The sequence below is a fragment of the Limosilactobacillus gastricus DSM 16045 genome, from assembly GCF_001434365.1.
Lineage (GTDB): Bacteria > Bacillota > Bacilli > Lactobacillales > Lactobacillaceae > Limosilactobacillus > Limosilactobacillus gastricus.
This window is the reverse complement of record NZ_AZFN01000019.1, coordinates 1-15,614: the sequence shown is the minus strand read 5'-3', so window position 1 is coordinate 15,614 and position 15,614 is coordinate 1. Positions and strand designations below refer to the sequence as shown.

At 43.0% G+C, this 15,614-nt stretch carries 16 protein-coding genes; 13 read left to right on the top strand and 3 right to left on the bottom strand.

Annotated features, from left to right (window positions below; all coding sequences use genetic code 11):
• The first annotated feature begins 35 nt into the window (after positions 1-35).
• The 7 genes from FC60_RS06980 (at position 36) to FC60_RS06950 (ending at position 7,581) form a co-directional block, all read left to right on the top strand.
• Complete coding sequence (locus tag FC60_RS06980) at positions 36-725, top strand: 2,3-bisphosphoglycerate-dependent phosphoglycerate mutase (RefSeq protein WP_056937711.1); 690 nt, start codon at positions 36-38, stop codon at positions 723-725.
• Entirely contained in the window at positions 715-1,590 is an 876-nt protein-coding gene (locus FC60_RS06975; RefSeq protein ID WP_056937710.1) for an alpha/beta hydrolase, read from the top strand. Before FC60_RS06980 ends, FC60_RS06975 begins: the two co-directional genes overlap by 11 nt.
• Position 1,591: 1 nt before the next feature.
• A complete protein-coding gene (locus FC60_RS06970) occupies positions 1,592-2,926 on the top strand; it encodes a C1 family peptidase (protein ID WP_056937709.1) in 1,335 nt (444 codons plus the stop codon).
• The gene (locus tag FC60_RS06965; RefSeq protein ID WP_056937708.1) at positions 2,927-3,478 is read left to right on the top strand and encodes a hypothetical protein; all 552 of its coding nucleotides are present in this window, start codon (positions 2,927-2,929) and stop codon (positions 3,476-3,478) included.
• A 115-nt stretch (positions 3,479-3,593) separates the two neighbouring features.
• Positions 3,594-4,025 (top strand): MarR family winged helix-turn-helix transcriptional regulator, encoded by a 432-nt coding sequence (locus tag FC60_RS06960; protein WP_056937707.1) that lies wholly within the window; start codon positions 3,594-3,596, stop codon positions 4,023-4,025.
• 20 nt (positions 4,026-4,045) lie between these two features.
• Positions 4,046-5,800, top strand: coding sequence for an ABC transporter ATP-binding protein (locus tag FC60_RS06955; RefSeq protein WP_056937706.1), 1,755 nt, complete (start codon positions 4,046-4,048; stop codon positions 5,798-5,800).
• 20 nt (positions 5,801-5,820) lie between these two features.
• Entirely contained in the window at positions 5,821-7,581 is a 1,761-nt protein-coding gene (locus FC60_RS06950; RefSeq protein ID WP_056937728.1) for an ABC transporter ATP-binding protein, read from the top strand.
• A 60-nt stretch (positions 7,582-7,641) separates the two neighbouring features.
• On the opposite strand, the gene rpiA is transcribed toward FC60_RS06950, so the two are convergent.
• The gene (gene rpiA / locus FC60_RS06945) at positions 7,642-8,331 is read right to left on the bottom strand and encodes a ribose-5-phosphate isomerase RpiA (RefSeq protein WP_056937705.1); all 690 of its coding nucleotides are present in this window, start codon (positions 8,329-8,331) and stop codon (positions 7,642-7,644) included.
• 16 nt (positions 8,332-8,347) lie between these two features.
• Positions 8,348-8,638, bottom strand: coding sequence for a GNAT family N-acetyltransferase (locus FC60_RS06940; protein WP_056937704.1), 291 nt, complete (start codon positions 8,636-8,638; stop codon positions 8,348-8,350).
• Between the two features lie 142 nt (positions 8,639-8,780).
• On the opposite strand from FC60_RS06940, the gene FC60_RS06935 reads away from it, so the two are divergent.
• The 3 genes from FC60_RS06935 to gltX all read left to right on the top strand — a co-directional run bounded on the left by FC60_RS06935 (position 8,781) and on the right by gltX (position 12,280).
• Complete coding sequence (locus FC60_RS06935) at positions 8,781-9,317, top strand: dCTP deaminase/dUTPase family protein (RefSeq protein WP_056937703.1); 537 nt, start codon at positions 8,781-8,783, stop codon at positions 9,315-9,317.
• 15 nt (positions 9,318-9,332) lie between these two features.
• On the top strand, positions 9,333-10,706 hold the full coding sequence (gene radA / locus FC60_RS06930) for a DNA repair protein RadA (RefSeq protein WP_056937702.1): 1,374 nt from the start codon (positions 9,333-9,335) through the stop codon (positions 10,704-10,706).
• A 74-nt stretch (positions 10,707-10,780) separates the two neighbouring features.
• Positions 10,781-12,280 carry a glutamate--tRNA ligase gene (gene gltX / locus FC60_RS06925; protein WP_056937701.1) on the top strand — a complete coding sequence of 500 codons (1,500 nt, stop codon included), beginning with the start codon at positions 10,781-10,783 and terminating at the stop codon, positions 12,278-12,280.
• 31 nt (positions 12,281-12,311) lie between these two features.
• Here gltX and FC60_RS06920 read toward each other — a convergent pair whose 3' ends face one another.
• Positions 12,312-12,617: a hypothetical protein gene (locus FC60_RS06920; RefSeq protein WP_056937700.1), complete on the bottom strand. Its 306-nt coding sequence runs from the start codon at positions 12,615-12,617 to the stop codon at positions 12,312-12,314.
• A 374-nt stretch (positions 12,618-12,991) separates the two neighbouring features.
• Here FC60_RS06920 and cysS point away from each other — a divergent pair, with 374 nt between their 5' ends.
• From cysS to rlmB, 3 genes are read left to right on the top strand one after another with little or no spacing between them, the layout of a single operon-like run.
• Positions 12,992-14,401, top strand: coding sequence for a cysteine--tRNA ligase (cysS, locus tag FC60_RS06915; RefSeq protein WP_056937699.1), 1,410 nt, complete (start codon positions 12,992-12,994; stop codon positions 14,399-14,401).
• Between the two features lie 3 nt (positions 14,402-14,404).
• Complete coding sequence (locus FC60_RS06910) at positions 14,405-14,821, top strand: Mini-ribonuclease 3 (RefSeq protein WP_056937698.1); 417 nt, start codon at positions 14,405-14,407, stop codon at positions 14,819-14,821.
• On the top strand, positions 14,811-15,566 hold the full coding sequence (gene rlmB, locus FC60_RS06905) for a 23S rRNA (guanosine(2251)-2'-O)-methyltransferase RlmB (RefSeq protein WP_056937697.1): 756 nt from the start codon (positions 14,811-14,813) through the stop codon (positions 15,564-15,566). The genes FC60_RS06910 and rlmB overlap by 11 nt, the downstream gene beginning before the upstream one ends.
• Positions 15,567-15,614: the final 48 nt, after the last annotated feature.

Sequence of the window (15,614 nt, the reverse complement as noted above, 5' to 3'; positions counted from 1 at the left end):
CCATTAGAAAATAAAGGATGTGGGGAGGGGTAAGTATGGTTCGATTGGTACTAGTTCGCCATGGGCAAAGCCAAGCGAATTTAGATAATATCTTTACCGGCTGGACGGATGTTCCTTTAACCCCCTTAGGTTATCAGCAGGGGATTCAAGTTGGTCAAAAATTTGCGCAACGTCAGTTTAGTTTTACAGATGTCCATACTTCATATATGCAACGGGCGATCATTACCGCTAATCTAATTCTGGAACAATTGGATCTGTTGGATCTACCAATTCATAAGACCTGGCGATTGAACGAACGGCATTATGGGGCCTTAAGTGGTCAAAATAAATTAGCGGTTAAAGCTAAAGTTGGTACAGCTCAATTTAAGGCTTGGCGCCGGGGGTATCGGGCTTTGCCACCCCGACTTGATCAGCCACACCATGATCGGCGCTACGATCGGCTAGGTGTTCAGGAACCCCTTAGTGAAAGTCTGCAAATGACTTTGGAGCGGTTACTTCCCTATTGGGAGAATCAGATTGCGCCACGTTTATTAGATCAACGAGATCAATTAATCGTGGCCCATGGTAGTTCCTTGCGAGCCTTAATTAAATACTTAGAGGGCATCCCAGATGATCAGATTGATCAGGTTGAAGTACCTAATGGGCGACCCATTATATATGAACTAAACGATCACTTGGTTATCCAAGCAAAAGAAATTATGGACGGTGAAGAGTATGCCAATTAAAGAGTTGACTAATAATCCAACCTGGGCAGGACAGTTGCGCTTAATCGAGCGGGTTGCTTATGCCTGCGCGGATGGCAAGCCCCAATATTTATCAATTTTAGCCCCCTGGGTACAACGTTATCCATCGACTAGAACGACGCCACGCCCCTTAATCGTTTTTGTTCAAGGGAGTTCGTGGCGCCTGCCAACCTTAGGAGAGCAAATCCCTCAATTGGTTGATTTTGCCAAGCAAGGCTATATTGTAGCGACCGTTCAACATCGTAACTCCTTAGATGGGCATCCTTTTCCGGCCTTTTTAGAAGATGTCAAAACGGCGATTCGTTATTTACGCGCCCATGCTGTGGAATACATGATTGATCCTAACCGAGTTGCTATTTGGGGAACCTCATCTGGTGCTAATACTGCCCTGCTAGTGGGCTTGACTGGGAATGATCAACGTTATCAAACTCGGGATTATCCGGATCAATCTGATGCCGTATCAGCGGTGGTATCTTGTTTTGCACCTACTGATGTTCAAGATACCTTTCAATATACTGCCATGGTACCTGGAAACGATGTTTTACAGTATGCTTTGTTTGGCCCTGACCAGTCGGAATGGGATGAACAAAAAATCGCCATGAGTCCAGTACATCAAATTAAAGCTGGCGTCACTTATCCGCCGTTTTTGCTCTTCCACGGCGATCAAGACAAGACGGTCCCATATCAGGAGATGGAAACCATGTATCAAGCTTTGGTTGATCAAGGAGCGTCGGTTGAAGCTTATCGGGTCAAAGGGGCTGATCATGAGCGCGACTTTTGGAGTGCGGCGGTCTACAAAACAGTTTTAGAATTTTTAAATCGATACGAACAAGAAGGGAAGCATTAATATGACTTTGGCAATTTCAAAAGAAGATTTAGCATCATTTCATCAAGCTTATCAAGCCCGGCCAGAAAGTAAGGTATTAGAACGGACGGTTACTAAAAATGGGGTCCAAGCAGCTAGTTTTGATTGGCATTCCATTGCTGATAATGACCAACATTTTTCCATTGATCTAGCGACTGGGGAAGTGGCCGACCAAAAACAATCTGGGCGATGCTGGATGTTTGCGGCTCTTAATACGATGCGCCATGATATGCAAGCAAAATTTAACTTGCCAGATGATTTTGAGTTATCCCAATCGTACCAATTTTTCTGGGACAAATTTGAAAAAGCAAACTACTTTTATGAAAATGTTTTAAAAACGGCGGACCTGCCAACAGATGATCGGCGCGTTGCCTGGTTGATGGCCACACCTCAACAAGACGGCGGACAATGGGACATGCTGGTAGCTCTGATTGAAAAGTATGGAGTCGTGCCGCAATCAGCGATGCCCGAATCCTATAATTCGAGTCGTTCAAACGAAATTAACGGGGTTTTAAACCAAAAGTTACGTCACGATGCGGTGATCTTACGTGATTTGGTAGCTCAAGGGGCAAGTGAGGCAGATTTAACGGCTACCCGGAAAACAATGATGCAAGATATCTACCGGATGTTGGCCTATGCCTTTGGTGAACCAGTAGCCAACTTTGATTTTGAATATCGCGATAAAGATAAGCAATATCACCGGGAAGCTAACTTGAGCCCCCAAAGTTTCTTTAGTAAATATGTTGGCTGGAACCTAGATGATTACATTTCCGTTATCCATGCTCCAACTAAAGATAAAGAATATTACCAAACTTACACGATTGAAATGTTAGGAAATGTCGTTGGTGGTCGACCAGTTAAGCATTTAAATTTACCAATGAATGAATTTAAGCAGTTAGCTGTTGACCAGTTGAAGGCGGGAGAGAGTGTTTGGTTTGGTTCCGATGTCTCTAAGGAATCCGAACGGAAACTCGGAATTATGGCCTTGGGAACCTATGGTTATGAAGATCTCTTTGATACTCAATTAACGATGTCAAAGGAAGATGCCTTAGATTATGGTCAAAGTATGATGAACCATGCGATGGTCCTAACGGGAGTCGATCTGGTGGATGATCAACCGACGAAGTGGAAGGTTGAAAATTCATGGGGGACTAAAGTAGGGGAAAAGGGCTACTTTGTCATGAGTGACGCCTGGATGGATAAGTATTGTTACCAAGTCGTGGTTAATAAGCGGTTCTTGTCTGATCAACAGGCTGCGGCTCAAGCCCAAGCTCCAGTAGTCTTAAAACCATGGGATCCAATGGGAACATTAGCTTAAATGATTGTATTATATTTAGTTGGCTTTTTAATTGTTTTACGGTTCGCGCGCAAGTCGAATGAATACGAAAAAGTCACACGTTTTGAATACTTTACCTTGCCGGTGCTCTCCCTAGTGATGATTTTCCTTGCCTGGCATGAAGTTAGTCAACATTGGTTGATTTTTATCGGTGTGCTGATTGTGAGTGCTATGATTGGTAAATACCAAACTACAAGTGCTCAAATTAAATATAGCGGGCAATTAAATCGACGTGGTCTACCCGAGATCTCCTTAAAGAAAGGCCGCAACTATCTGATTGGTTGGTGTCTAATTGTCATCATTGGTTTTATCGGTGATTCCATTTTGAATGCGGAACTTAGCTGGTCGAACTTTATGCAGGCTTTTTTTGTTGAAGCCTTGCGAGAATTAGTAATGGTTTTTCGCTTTACCCATCCGACCGAATGGTTTATCTGGACCCTTTCAGCGGGATCCAGTATTACTTATACGATTACTCTTTTGTATAAAGGGATTAATCGCCGACGGCAGTTACTAGCTCGAATTCATAATGAATAAAATGAATCCAGAATCGCGTACTTGAGTGATTCTGGATTTATTTGTAAGAAATGCATAGCGTGCTATTGACTTTTGGATAATACATAGTATGATATGTATTATGGGAGGCGATGAAATGAACAGTATCGGATCCAATATTAAATATATTAACGATCAGATGATTCAACGAATGAATCACAATTTAAAGCACGATAATTTAACGGCTACACAATTAAATTGTTTAATTCAGTTAGACCAGAATCAGCGTTCCAGTTTGGAATCGAAGGAATTAGAAAAATTATTACGGGTTTCCCAACCAACCGTGGCAGGAATAGTTCAACGTTTAGTCGCCAAAGGATTAATTTCAACCCTTAATTCTCCGGAGGATCGACGAGTAAAATTGATCCAATTAACGACCGCAGGGATGGAATTAATTGATAAAGCTAAAGAAGATATGCAACGAGCGGATCGGGAATTAGTTGTGGCTTTAACGGATGAAGAACAAGCTATTTTTGCTACTTTGTTAGAAAAGATAGCCCAATCGCTAGCTGATCATCATGAAGCATAAAGGATAAAGAGGGTGAGAGTATGATTAGTATTTTAAAATACCTGTCGAAGCGAGAATGGGGATATGTAGGGATTTCCATTGTCTTTATCGTTTTACAAGTTTGGTTAGATTTGAAATTGCCAAGTTATATGTCGGCCATTACGACTTTGGTCGAAACGTCCGGTAGTAAAATGAGCGATACTTTACTGCAGGGGGGATATATGTTACTTTGTGCCCTTGGCAGCATGGCCGCAGCTACGATCACAGGATACCTTGTTGCCAAAGTGGCAGCGGGGTTATCGAGAACTTTACGATCATTAACCTATAATCAGATTTTAGATTTTTCCAATGCTGAAATTGGTCATTTTTCCACCGCTAGTTTAATTAATCGGTCTACCAACGATATTGTCCAAATTCAAAACCTAGTAGCGATGGGCTTACAAGCAATTGTTAAAGCACCCATCATGGCTATTTGGGCCTTAACCTTGATTATTGATAAAAGTTGGCAATGGACGGCATCAACTGGGATTGCGGTATTGGTATTAGTGGTAATGCTAGCCCTGGTCTTACTTGTGGCGGTTCCGCGGTATCGGCGGGTTCAATCGTTGACTGATAATTTAAATCGGGTTACGCGGGAACAACTTACGGGGATCCGAGTAGTATGGGCATATAATGCCGAACAATATGAAGAAGAAAAGTTTGATCAAGCTAATGACGAACTGACGAATAATAATTTAGTAGCTAACCGAGTGATGGCGCTCATGTCGCCAACGATGACCCTGATTAACTCAGGATTAACTTTGGCGATCTATTGGATTGGGGCTTATCTTATCGAAGCGGCGAGTTTATCAAGTAAGCTACCCCTCTTTTCAGATATGGTGGTCTTCTCCAACTATGCCATGCAGGTAATTATGGCCTTCATGTTATTGAACATGATCTTTATTCTGCTTCCTCGGGCTCAAGTATCAGCTAAGCGGATCATTCAGGTTTTAACAACGCCGATTTCCATTCAAGATGGTCAAGGAGGTGCGCCAAAACGACAGGGGCAAGTAGAATTCAAACATGTTTCCTTTACCTATCCTGGATCACAGGAAAAGTCATTGTCTGATGTCAGTTTCACCGTTGAGGCTGGATCAACTTTGGCAATAATTGGGGCCACAGGATCTGGGAAAACGACCTTGGTGAATTTAATTAATCGTTTATATGATGTTACGGACGGACAAGTGTTAGTGGACGGGCAAGATGTTCGCGACTATCAATTAGCTGAATTACGGCAACGGGTGGCCTTGGCTCCGCAAAAAGCGACCCTCTTTAAGGGGACGATTGCTTCCAATGTTAGCTATGGTGATCGCGGTACCGGTGAAATTTCATCGACTCAAATTGATACGGCCCTTGCGGCGGCCCAAGCGACGGAGTTTGTGCAACAAAAAGCAGAAGGTATTAATGAACCAATTTCGCAAGGCGGGACAAATGTTTCTGGTGGGCAGCGTCAACGGCTGTCGATTGCGCGCTCTTTGGCAGGTAATGCCGAAATTATGATTTTTGATGATACCTTCTCGGCCCTTGATTATCGGACGGATGCTCAATTACGTCACGACCTAAACCAAGAATTTACTCAAGAAACCAAGATTATCGTGGCTCAACGGATCGGGACTATCCGGGACGCCGATCAAATCCTGGTCCTTGACCATGGTAAAATCGTTGGTCAAGGGACGCATGAGGAATTATTAGCCAATAGTCCGGAGTATCTTGAAATTGCTGAGTCGCAATTATCACCAGATGAGTTAAAGAAATAGGGGGTGCGAGTATGAATAATATGTCTGTTAGGGAAAAGTCTACTGAGAAATTTTCATTAGCGGGAATTGCGCGGTATTTTAAGCCTTATACGGTAATGTTGATTATTGCCGCTCTCTTATCAATTGTCGGCTCCATTCTTAATTTGATCGGTCCCCGCTTAATTAGCCAAATTACGAATTATATCTCAGCGGGCCTTCATGGCACCATCAAGATAAGCACCATTGGCCACTTGGGGATGATTTTAGCCATTATGTATGCCTTAGGCTTCGTTTTTAATTACGTGCAAGGTTACATGATGGCGACAATTGCCCAACGGGTCTCGCAGAATATGCGGATTGACATTTCGCGCAAGATTAATCGGCTCCCCTTAAGATATTTTGATCAGAATTCAACTGGTGATATTTTAAGTCGGGTGACCAATGATGTGGACACCGTTGGCCAATCGATGAACCAAAGTTTATCAACGGTGATTTCGTCCTTAACCATGTTTTTTGGTTCGGCTATTATGATGTTTGCGACGAATTGGCTTATGGCAATTGCTGGGATCGTGACTGCTCTACTGGGCTTTGCAATTATGATGTTTGTGATCGCGCGGTCGCAAAAGTATTTTAAGCAACAACAAGATCTGCTAGGTGAAGTTAACGATCAAGTGGACGAGACTTTTTCAGGTCACCTCGTGGTTAAGGCTTATAATGGCGAGCAATACGAAAAGGCACGCTTTGCCAATAAAAATCAACGTTTATATCAGGCTGCCTGGAAGAGCCAGTTCTTGTCCGGGATGATGATGCCGATGATGATTTTTGTTGGTAACCTAGCTTATGTGGTCGTTTGTATCGTGGGGGCGGTCTTAGCCGTTCAAGGCAGTATTTCCTTTGGGACGATTGTGGCCTTCATGTTGTATATTCGCTTATTTACTCAACCGCTACAGAACCTTTCGCAGGCAGTAAGCAGTGTGCAATCCATGGCAGCTGCTAGTCAACGGGTACTTGAGTTCATGCAACAACCAGAATTAGCTGATGAAAGTGATAAGGTGGCCTCGATTGATCCAGTTGAAGGGCAAGTTGACTTTGATCATGTTAGCTTTGGTTATGATCCTGATCAGGTCATTATCAAGGACTTTAACGAAGCTGTTCAACCCGGGCAAAAAGTAGCGATTGTTGGTCCGACGGGGGCTGGAAAAACCACGATTGTGAACTTGTTGATGCGATTTTACGAAACTAACCAGGGTCAAATTCGAATTGATGGTCATAATACGGCAGACTTGAAACGCGCCTTGGTCCATGATCAATTCGCAATGGTTCTACAAGATACTTGGCTCTTTGAAGGGGCTTTGCGTGACAATTTGGTCTATAATCGGGAACACATTAGTGATCAGCAACTTGATACGGTTATGGAAGCAGTGGGATTAACGGATCTAGTTGAACAATTGCCAAAAGGTTACGACACGGTCTTGCTGGATGATGAAATGTTATCAGCTGGACAAAAGCAATTAATTACTATTGCGCGGGCGATGCTTAAAGATGCGCCATTATTGATTTTAGATGAGGCCACTAGTAGTGTTGATACCCGGACGGAATTGAAGGTCCAAAGGGCGATGGATAAGTTGATGACTGATAAAACAAGTTTTGTGATCGCCCATCGTTTATCAACGATTCGCGATGCTGACTTGATTTTGGTAATGAATCATGGGGACGTGATTGAAAGTGGGACGCATGAAGAATTATTAGCTCAACAGGGCTTCTATGCTGATCTTTATAATAGTCAATTCGAAGCCGGATAAGATTACAAAAACAGGGAAGAAATTTATGGCATTATAGCCTAAATTTCTTCCCTGTTTTATTTAGTCTTTAACGTGAATGGTTTCAGGCCCTTGCTCACGTCCGATAATGATATCATTAATCCGTTGGATAAATAAGCCATGCTCAACGACGCCGACCATGTTAATCAATTCTTGATCTAGGGCGTTAACGTCATCAATTGGTCCGGGATGGACATCGATGATTACATTATTTTCATCCGTCCGGTAAAGCTGGTCACTATCCTTTGCTAGCCGCCAGGTTGGCTTTAAACCCTTTTGCTCTAAGCGACGGAAGACATGGCTAGCACCATAGGGCACGATTTCAACTGGCACCCCGAAACTGCCAATTCGTTCGGTTAGTTTTGATTCATCCACAATCCAAATGTTTTGGTCGGAAGCAGTGTTAACAATCTTTTCCCAAAGCATGGAGCCACCGCCACCTTTAATGCCGTTGAAATTTTCGTCAACTTGATCAGCCCCATCAATGGTGAGATCTAAGTGATCAACATCGTCAAGCCCAACCAAAGGGATGCCGAGTTCATTGGCTTGCCTCGTTGTGATGCTGGAGGTGGTGACGCAAGTGACTTGCAAGCCTTCCTCACGCATCCGTTTGCCAAGGCCATCAACTAAATGCTTGACCGTCGAGCCTGTTCCTAACCCGATCTTCATGCCGGGCTTAATGAATGGCAGGGCGGCTAAACCAACCATCTTTTTTAATTCATCTTGTGTCATTTTAACTCCCATTTGGTTAATTAGTAGGTGAAACTAGTAAATGTTGATATTCAGGGTGCCGGTCAAACTGGTCTTGAGCATAGGGACACATTAATTTAACTTGATAATGATGTTGATCCGCGTATGCTACAAAGTGCTCGACTAGTTGAGCCGCAATCCCTTGTCCGCGATAAGCGGGGTTGACAAAAGTACGTTCCACAACAACGCGGTGCTGACTTTCGTTGACAGTGGGAAAGGTGATTTCACCGACCAAGGTGCCATCCTCATCGCGTAAGGTGATTTGGTTAGCTGCTTCTTGCCATTGCATTTCAATTTACCTACTTTAATTTGAGATTTGTCCTCATCTATTGTGACTGATTGACAGGGGAAAAGTCAATCCTTGAATCCGTTAAAATTACTGAGTTCATGTTACAATAGTAAGCGACTATTTTAATTATCGGAGGAGTAAGATGAAGCGTGGATTTCAAGTGGTTAGTTTTAAGGCTGATCAAAAAATTAATCTTCCCCAACGCCAGACTCAACAAGCGGCTGGTTATGATCTCGAAGCAGCAGAAGATTTTGTACTACCATCGATTTGGAAGGGGAATTTCTTAAAGACTTTATGGAAGATCCATCAACAAAAGGAGCTAACAAATGACGACATCATCCAGGCGGATCAGGTTTTAAAACCATATTTAGTGCCAACGGGGATCAAGGCTTACATGCAGGCCGACGAAGTCTTGATGTTGTTTAACCGTTCCAGTGGTCCCCTGAAGCGACGGCTGATTTTGCCAAATAGTGTGGGTATTATTGATGCCGATTATTACAATAATCCTCAAAATGAAGGGGAAATCTTTGTGCAACTCTTAAATTATGGTTTAACTGATTATCATATTAAAAAGGGTGAACGGATTGCGCAAGGAATTTTCATGCCGTACTTAACGGCGGATGAAGAGCTACAACCATCCCAAAAACGGCAAGGTGGATTTGGATCAACGAAAAAATAAGAGGAGGGGTCAAGCATGGCGAAAGCAAAAGTGCATTATGTTTGCCAGAACTGTGGTTATAATTCACCCCGCTTCTTAGGGCGTTGTCCAAATTGTGGTGAGTGGAATACTCTAGTTGAAAAGGTGGAACAAACCAGTGTGGCTGCAGCGACTAAGGCTACAACCACTTTGACGGGGATTGTGGCTCGTCCCCAAAAAATTAATGAGATTGATACGAAAAAGACGCCACGGGTTAAAACTAAATTACGCGAATTAAATCGGGTCCTAGGTGGCGGGATTGTACCAGGTTCGTTAGTGTTGATTGGGGGAGATCCTGGGATTGGGAAATCGACCCTCTTGCTACAAGTCTCTGGACAGCTTAGTCTGGAAAATCACCCCGTTTTATATATTTCGGGGGAAGAAAGTGCGAATCAAATCAAGATGCGGGCTCAACGAATTGCAGTTTCGGGAGACAATTTTTATATTTATCCAGAAACCAATATGGATAGCATTCGCGCTACGATTGATAATTTGAAACCTGAATATGTGGTTATTGATTCGGTCCAAACCATGCAAGCATCAGGAGTTGAATCAGCCATTGGGAGTGTCGCGCAAATCCGAGCCGTCACCGCTCAATTAATGCAGATTGCTAAGGGGGAAAACATTACGGTGTTCGTGGTCGGCCATGTAACCAAAGGTGGAACGATTGCGGGTCCTAAAATTTTGGAACACATGGTTGATACGGTCCTTTATTTTGAGGGGGACTCTCATCATACTTACCGGATTTTACGGTCGGTTAAAAATCGGTTTGGCTCCACTAATGAATTAGGCATCTTCGAGATGCATGATACGGGATTAACTGAGGTGGCGAATCCCTCGGAGATGTTTTTGGAAGAACGCTTAAAAGATGCTACCGGATCGGCAGTAGTTGTTTCCTTGGAAGGGACGCGGCCGATTCTAGTAGAGGTGCAAGCCCTGATTACGCCTACCGTATTTGGGAATGCCCAGCGAACCGCATCAGGTTTGGATCGAAATCGGGTTTCGTTAATCATGGCTGTTTTGGAAAAACGGGCTAATTTACTCTTACAAAATCAGGATGCCTATTTACAAGCGGCTGGGGGCGTAAAGTTAAACGAACCAGCGATTGATCTAGCCCTAGCCATCAGTATTGCTTCGAGTTATCGCGACAAAGGGACCCGACCAACGGATGCTTTTATTGGTGAATTAGGTTTGACGGGGGAAGTTCGGCGAGTAAGTCGTATTGAACAACGAGTGGCCGAAGCCGCTAAATTGGGTTTTCAACGGGTCTTTATCCCGAAAAATAATTTGCAACATTGGACACCACCGACCAATATTGAAGTGGTTGGGGTTGCCACTATTAATGAAGCTTTAAAATTAGCTTTATCTTAAGGAGCCCCTTTTCTTTTCAATGGTGGGGCGCTAAACTATTACATGATATAAATTGATAGAAAGAGGCATGCGTTTTGGCTAAAAATAAAGTACGGGTGCGGTATGCACCTAGTCCAACCGGACATTTACATATTGGAAATGCACGGACAGCATTATTTAACTATTTGTTTGCTCGGCATTACAAGGGACAATTTATTATTCGAATTGAAGATACTGATACTAAGCGGAATATCGAAGATGGTGAACGGAGTCAATTAGATAATCTGAAGTGGATGGGGCTAGATTGGGATGAAGGTCCTGATAAGGGTGGTGACTTTGGCCCTTATCGTCAATCGGAACGGCGTGACTTATATGACCAATACATCCAACAACTATTAGATCAAGATTTGGCTTACAAGTCTTACATGACGGAAGATGAATTAGAGGCGGTTCGGGAACGGCAAAAGGCCAATCATGAAATGCCCCATTATGAGTATGAATACGCTGGAATGTCGGCGGATGAAATTGCAAGTGCCCAAGCTGCAGCGGAAGCCAAAGGTCTCAAACCGGTTATTCGTTTCCGCGTCCCTAATGATGCCGTTTATGAATGGGACGACCTAGTGAAGGGACATTTATCCTTTGAATCATCCTCGGTTGGTGGAGATTTCGTTATTCAAAAGCGAGATGGGATGCCAACTTACAACTTTGCCGTTGTGGTTGATGATCATTTGATGCAGATTACACACGTCTTTCGTGGTGATGACCATGTGTCCAATACCCCCAAGCAAATGATGATTTATGAAGCATTGGGTTGGGATGTACCTAAGTTTGGTCATATGTCATTGATCATCAATACGGAAACGGGGAAGAAATTATCTAAGCGGGATGAATCAATTCTGCAATTTATCGAACAATACCGTGATTTAGGTTACTTACCGGAAGCGCTAGTTAACTTTATCGTTCTCTTGGGTTGGTCCCCAGAAGGTGAAGACGAAATCTTTAGCTTAAAAGAATTCGTCAAGATGTATGATGAAAAACGGTTAAGCAAGTCTCCGGCGGCCTTTGATCGGAAGAAGTTACGGTGGATTAACAATCAATACATGAAGTTATCTTCGGCGGATGAAGTCTTCAATGCGGCCATGCCACAGTTGATTGAAGCCGGCTTGATGGAAAAGCATGCTGATCCATACCAAATGGAATGGATGCGCCGGCTGGTTGAACTGTTTAAGCGTGAAATTTCTTATGCGCATGAAATTATTGATTACGTGAAGCCGTTTGTACATGGCCCAGCGGATATTGATGATGATGCCAAAGAAGAGATGAAGGCGGAAACGGCAGTGGTAGTCTTAAAAGCCTTCCGCGACAAGATTGCGGCCATGGACTTTATGGATGCTACGTCAGTATTAGCGGCCATCAAAGCGGTTCAAAAAGAAACGAAGATCAAGGGTCGGCAGCTTTGGATGCCAATTCGGATTGCCGTGACGCATGAATCACATGGTCCCGAACTACCAGAAAGTATCGAATTGTTTGGTCAAAAGACAACCTTAGAACATCTGGATGCGATGATTGACCGCCTTGAAAATCAGCAATTATAATCGTTTGGAAAGACTGGGAAGAATTTTTTCTTCACCGGTCTTTTTTATCGTTAATTTTTGGCAGGGGGGTCATGATTTTAATTTGAAAATGCCATTCGGCTTGGATCATTTTTAAGAGCTTTTGGAAGTCTTTAGGTCCCGCATGTTGGAGTTGGATCACGATGATGGTGCTAATCGCCGGTTTTTTTAAATTGTTAGTGGTAAAGGCAATATTGTAACAATCAAAAAGAGGATAGTAGCTAACTTCAATTTGATAAACAGTGTTTGACACTGGCTTAAAGAGTTGAGTGACCCGTTGATTAAATAGTTGTTGATAGTAATTTAGTTGGTGTCCCATTACACTTTCCACCTTTCGGGTTGGTTTTGGCTATATTATAGCGAGAAATAGGATTCTATACAAACATACGTTCGATCAAACCGCAAAAAAAGACAGTGACCAAAAGTCACTGCCGAGGAGTATTACGATATCTTGGGGGAGATTTCGTAAAATTTATTTTTCGGTTACTATTGGGAGGAGTAATTGAAAAATAATAGGTTTCGGTTATTGTAGTATATTTATATTACACGTATATATTATCAATCATTTATGAAGATTTCATGATTAAAAGGTAAAAATAATCAAATTCTCAATTTGAAGGGAAATAAAGCCGTCATCTTGGGAATGTGGTAAGATAATAACTATCAAAATTAACGATTTTTGGAGGTCGACAGATGTTAAAAATTTATAATACCCTTTCACGTCAAAAAGAAGTCTTTCAACCAATGACCCCGGGAGTAATTAAGATGTACGTCTGTGGACCAACTGTCTACAACTATATCCATATTGGTAACGCCAGGAGCATTGTAGCTTTTGATACCGTTCGCCGTTATTTTGAATTTCGCGGGTATGAAGTTCAATATGTGTCTAACTTTACGGACGTTGACGATAAGATGATTAAGGCTGCTAAAGAAGAAGGGATTACGGTCCCCCAATTAGCTGATCGATATATTCAAGCCTTTAATGAAGATACAACAGCGCTAAATGTGGAACCGGCCACGGACCATCCGCGGGCCACGGAGTATATTCCGCAAATTATCACTTTTGTGCAAAAATTAATTGATAACGGTTATGCCTATGTCGTGGATGGTGACGTATACTACCGTGCTCGTCACTTTAAAAATTATGGAGCGCTGTCTGGCCAGTCCATTGACGATTTAGAAACCGGTGCCAGTGAACATGTTGATCCGGAAGAAGTTGCGAAAAAAGAAGACCCACTTGATTTTGCCCTCTGGAAAGCCGCTAAACCAGGAGAAATTAATTGGGAAGCACCGTGGGGTAAAGGCCGTCCGGGATGGCATATCGAATGTTCAGTTATGTCGACCGATCATTTTGGGCCGACCTTTGATATTCATGCTGGGGGGCAAGATTTGCAATTCCCGCATCATGAAAATGAAATTGCCCAAAGTGAAGCAGCGACGGGAGAAAAATTTGTTAATTATTGGATGCATAATGGTTTTGTGACCATCGGCCAGGATAATGAAAAGATGAGTAAGTCTTTGGGCAACTTTGTGACCGTCCATGATCTCTTGAAATCAGAAGATCCTCAGGTAATTCGCTTCTTTATGGCTACCACTCACTATCGACGTCCTATTCAGTATAGTCAAGCCAATCTCGATGAGGCGCGCGCCAATCTGGAACACTTACGGAACACCTTTCACAATTTACAATATCGACTTCAAGACGCTACTTCGGGGACGGATGGCGATGTCCAACGTCAGTTAGCCCAATTCAGGGATCGGTTTACTGAAGTTATGGATGATGATATTAATGTCGCTAATGGGATTGCCGTCGTGTATGAATTGATGAAGTTTGCCAATCAGTATGTTGAACAATCTGCGGTTCAAAGGGAACCTTTGGTAGCGATTCAAGTAATGTTGAAAAAGCTTTTGCAGGTTTTTGGGATTGAGATTAATTTAGAAACTCAAACGCAAGATCAAGAGATTGAAGCGCTTATCAAGCAACGGGATGCGGCGCGGGCTGCTAAAGATTTTGCGATGAGTGATCAAATTCGGGATACCTTAAAAGCGCGGGGAGTCATTATTGAAGATACGCCACAAGGGACCCGGTATAGAAAGGAATAAGGGATGGCAACAGTTGATCAACGACAATTAAATGGGATTGCCTTAGCTTATCTTGGTGATGCCGTCTATGAAGTGTTTATTCGGCAGCGACTCTTAGACTTGGGAATGAGTAAGCCAGATCGGCTTCAAAGAAAGGCCACCCATTATGTTTCAGCCAAAGCCCAAGCGGCTTTAGTCGATTTAATGGCGGATGATGATATCTTAACGGAAGTTGAGTGGGCTTATTATAAACGTGGTCGGAATGCGAAAAGTTATACCCATGCGAAAAATACTTCGATTTTAACTTACCGTCAATCAACGGGATTTGAGGCCTTGTTTGGTTATTTAAAAGTGACGGAACAAACGGAGCGGATTGAAGAATTAGCTTCTTGGTGTATTCATCAAGTAGAAAGAGGACGGACAGAACAAAATGACAAGTGAACAAACGAGAGAATTTATTATTGGCCGTCATCCAGCAGTCGCGGCCTTAAAATCTTATCAAGCCGTTAATAAGGTTTTCATCCAAAAGGGCCTGAAATCTGATGCCTTAGGTCAAATCATTCAATTAGCTAAAGAACGTCAATTGATCATTTCTAACGTGCCTAAGGCGAAACTCGATCAAATGACGGACCATCAAAATCATCAAGGAGTGGTTTTGGCGGTGGCAGCTTATCAATATGCGCAAATTGATGATCTCTTTGCAAATGCTGAAGCACATCAAGAAGCACCTTTCTTTTTGATTTTGGATGAATTGGCGGATCCCCATAATTTAGGGTCGATTTTACGAACGGCGGATGCTGCCGGGGTCCACGGGATTATTATTCCGAAACGGCGGTCGGTTGGGTTGACGGCAGTGGTAGCCAAAACTTCCACTGGGGCAATCGAACACGTCCCGGTGGCCCGAGTCACGAATCTGGTACAAACAGCCAAGGAACTCCAACAACGGGGAGTCTGGTTGTTTGGGACTGATATGCAGGGGACGGATTACCGGCAGTGGCAAGCCAACGGACCGGTTGCTTTAGTTATTGGAAATGAAGGGAAAGGAATCTCACCTTTATTAAAGAAAACCTGTGATGAAATGCTAACTATTCCGATGATTGGGCATGTCCAAAGTTTAAATGCCAGTGTGGCTGCTAGTTTGCTGATTTATCAAGGATTTAATAGTCGGCACCCCTTAGTAAAATAATAATAAAAAGGCCCCGATGAGAGAAGTGAACCCCCTAAGTTGGACAGA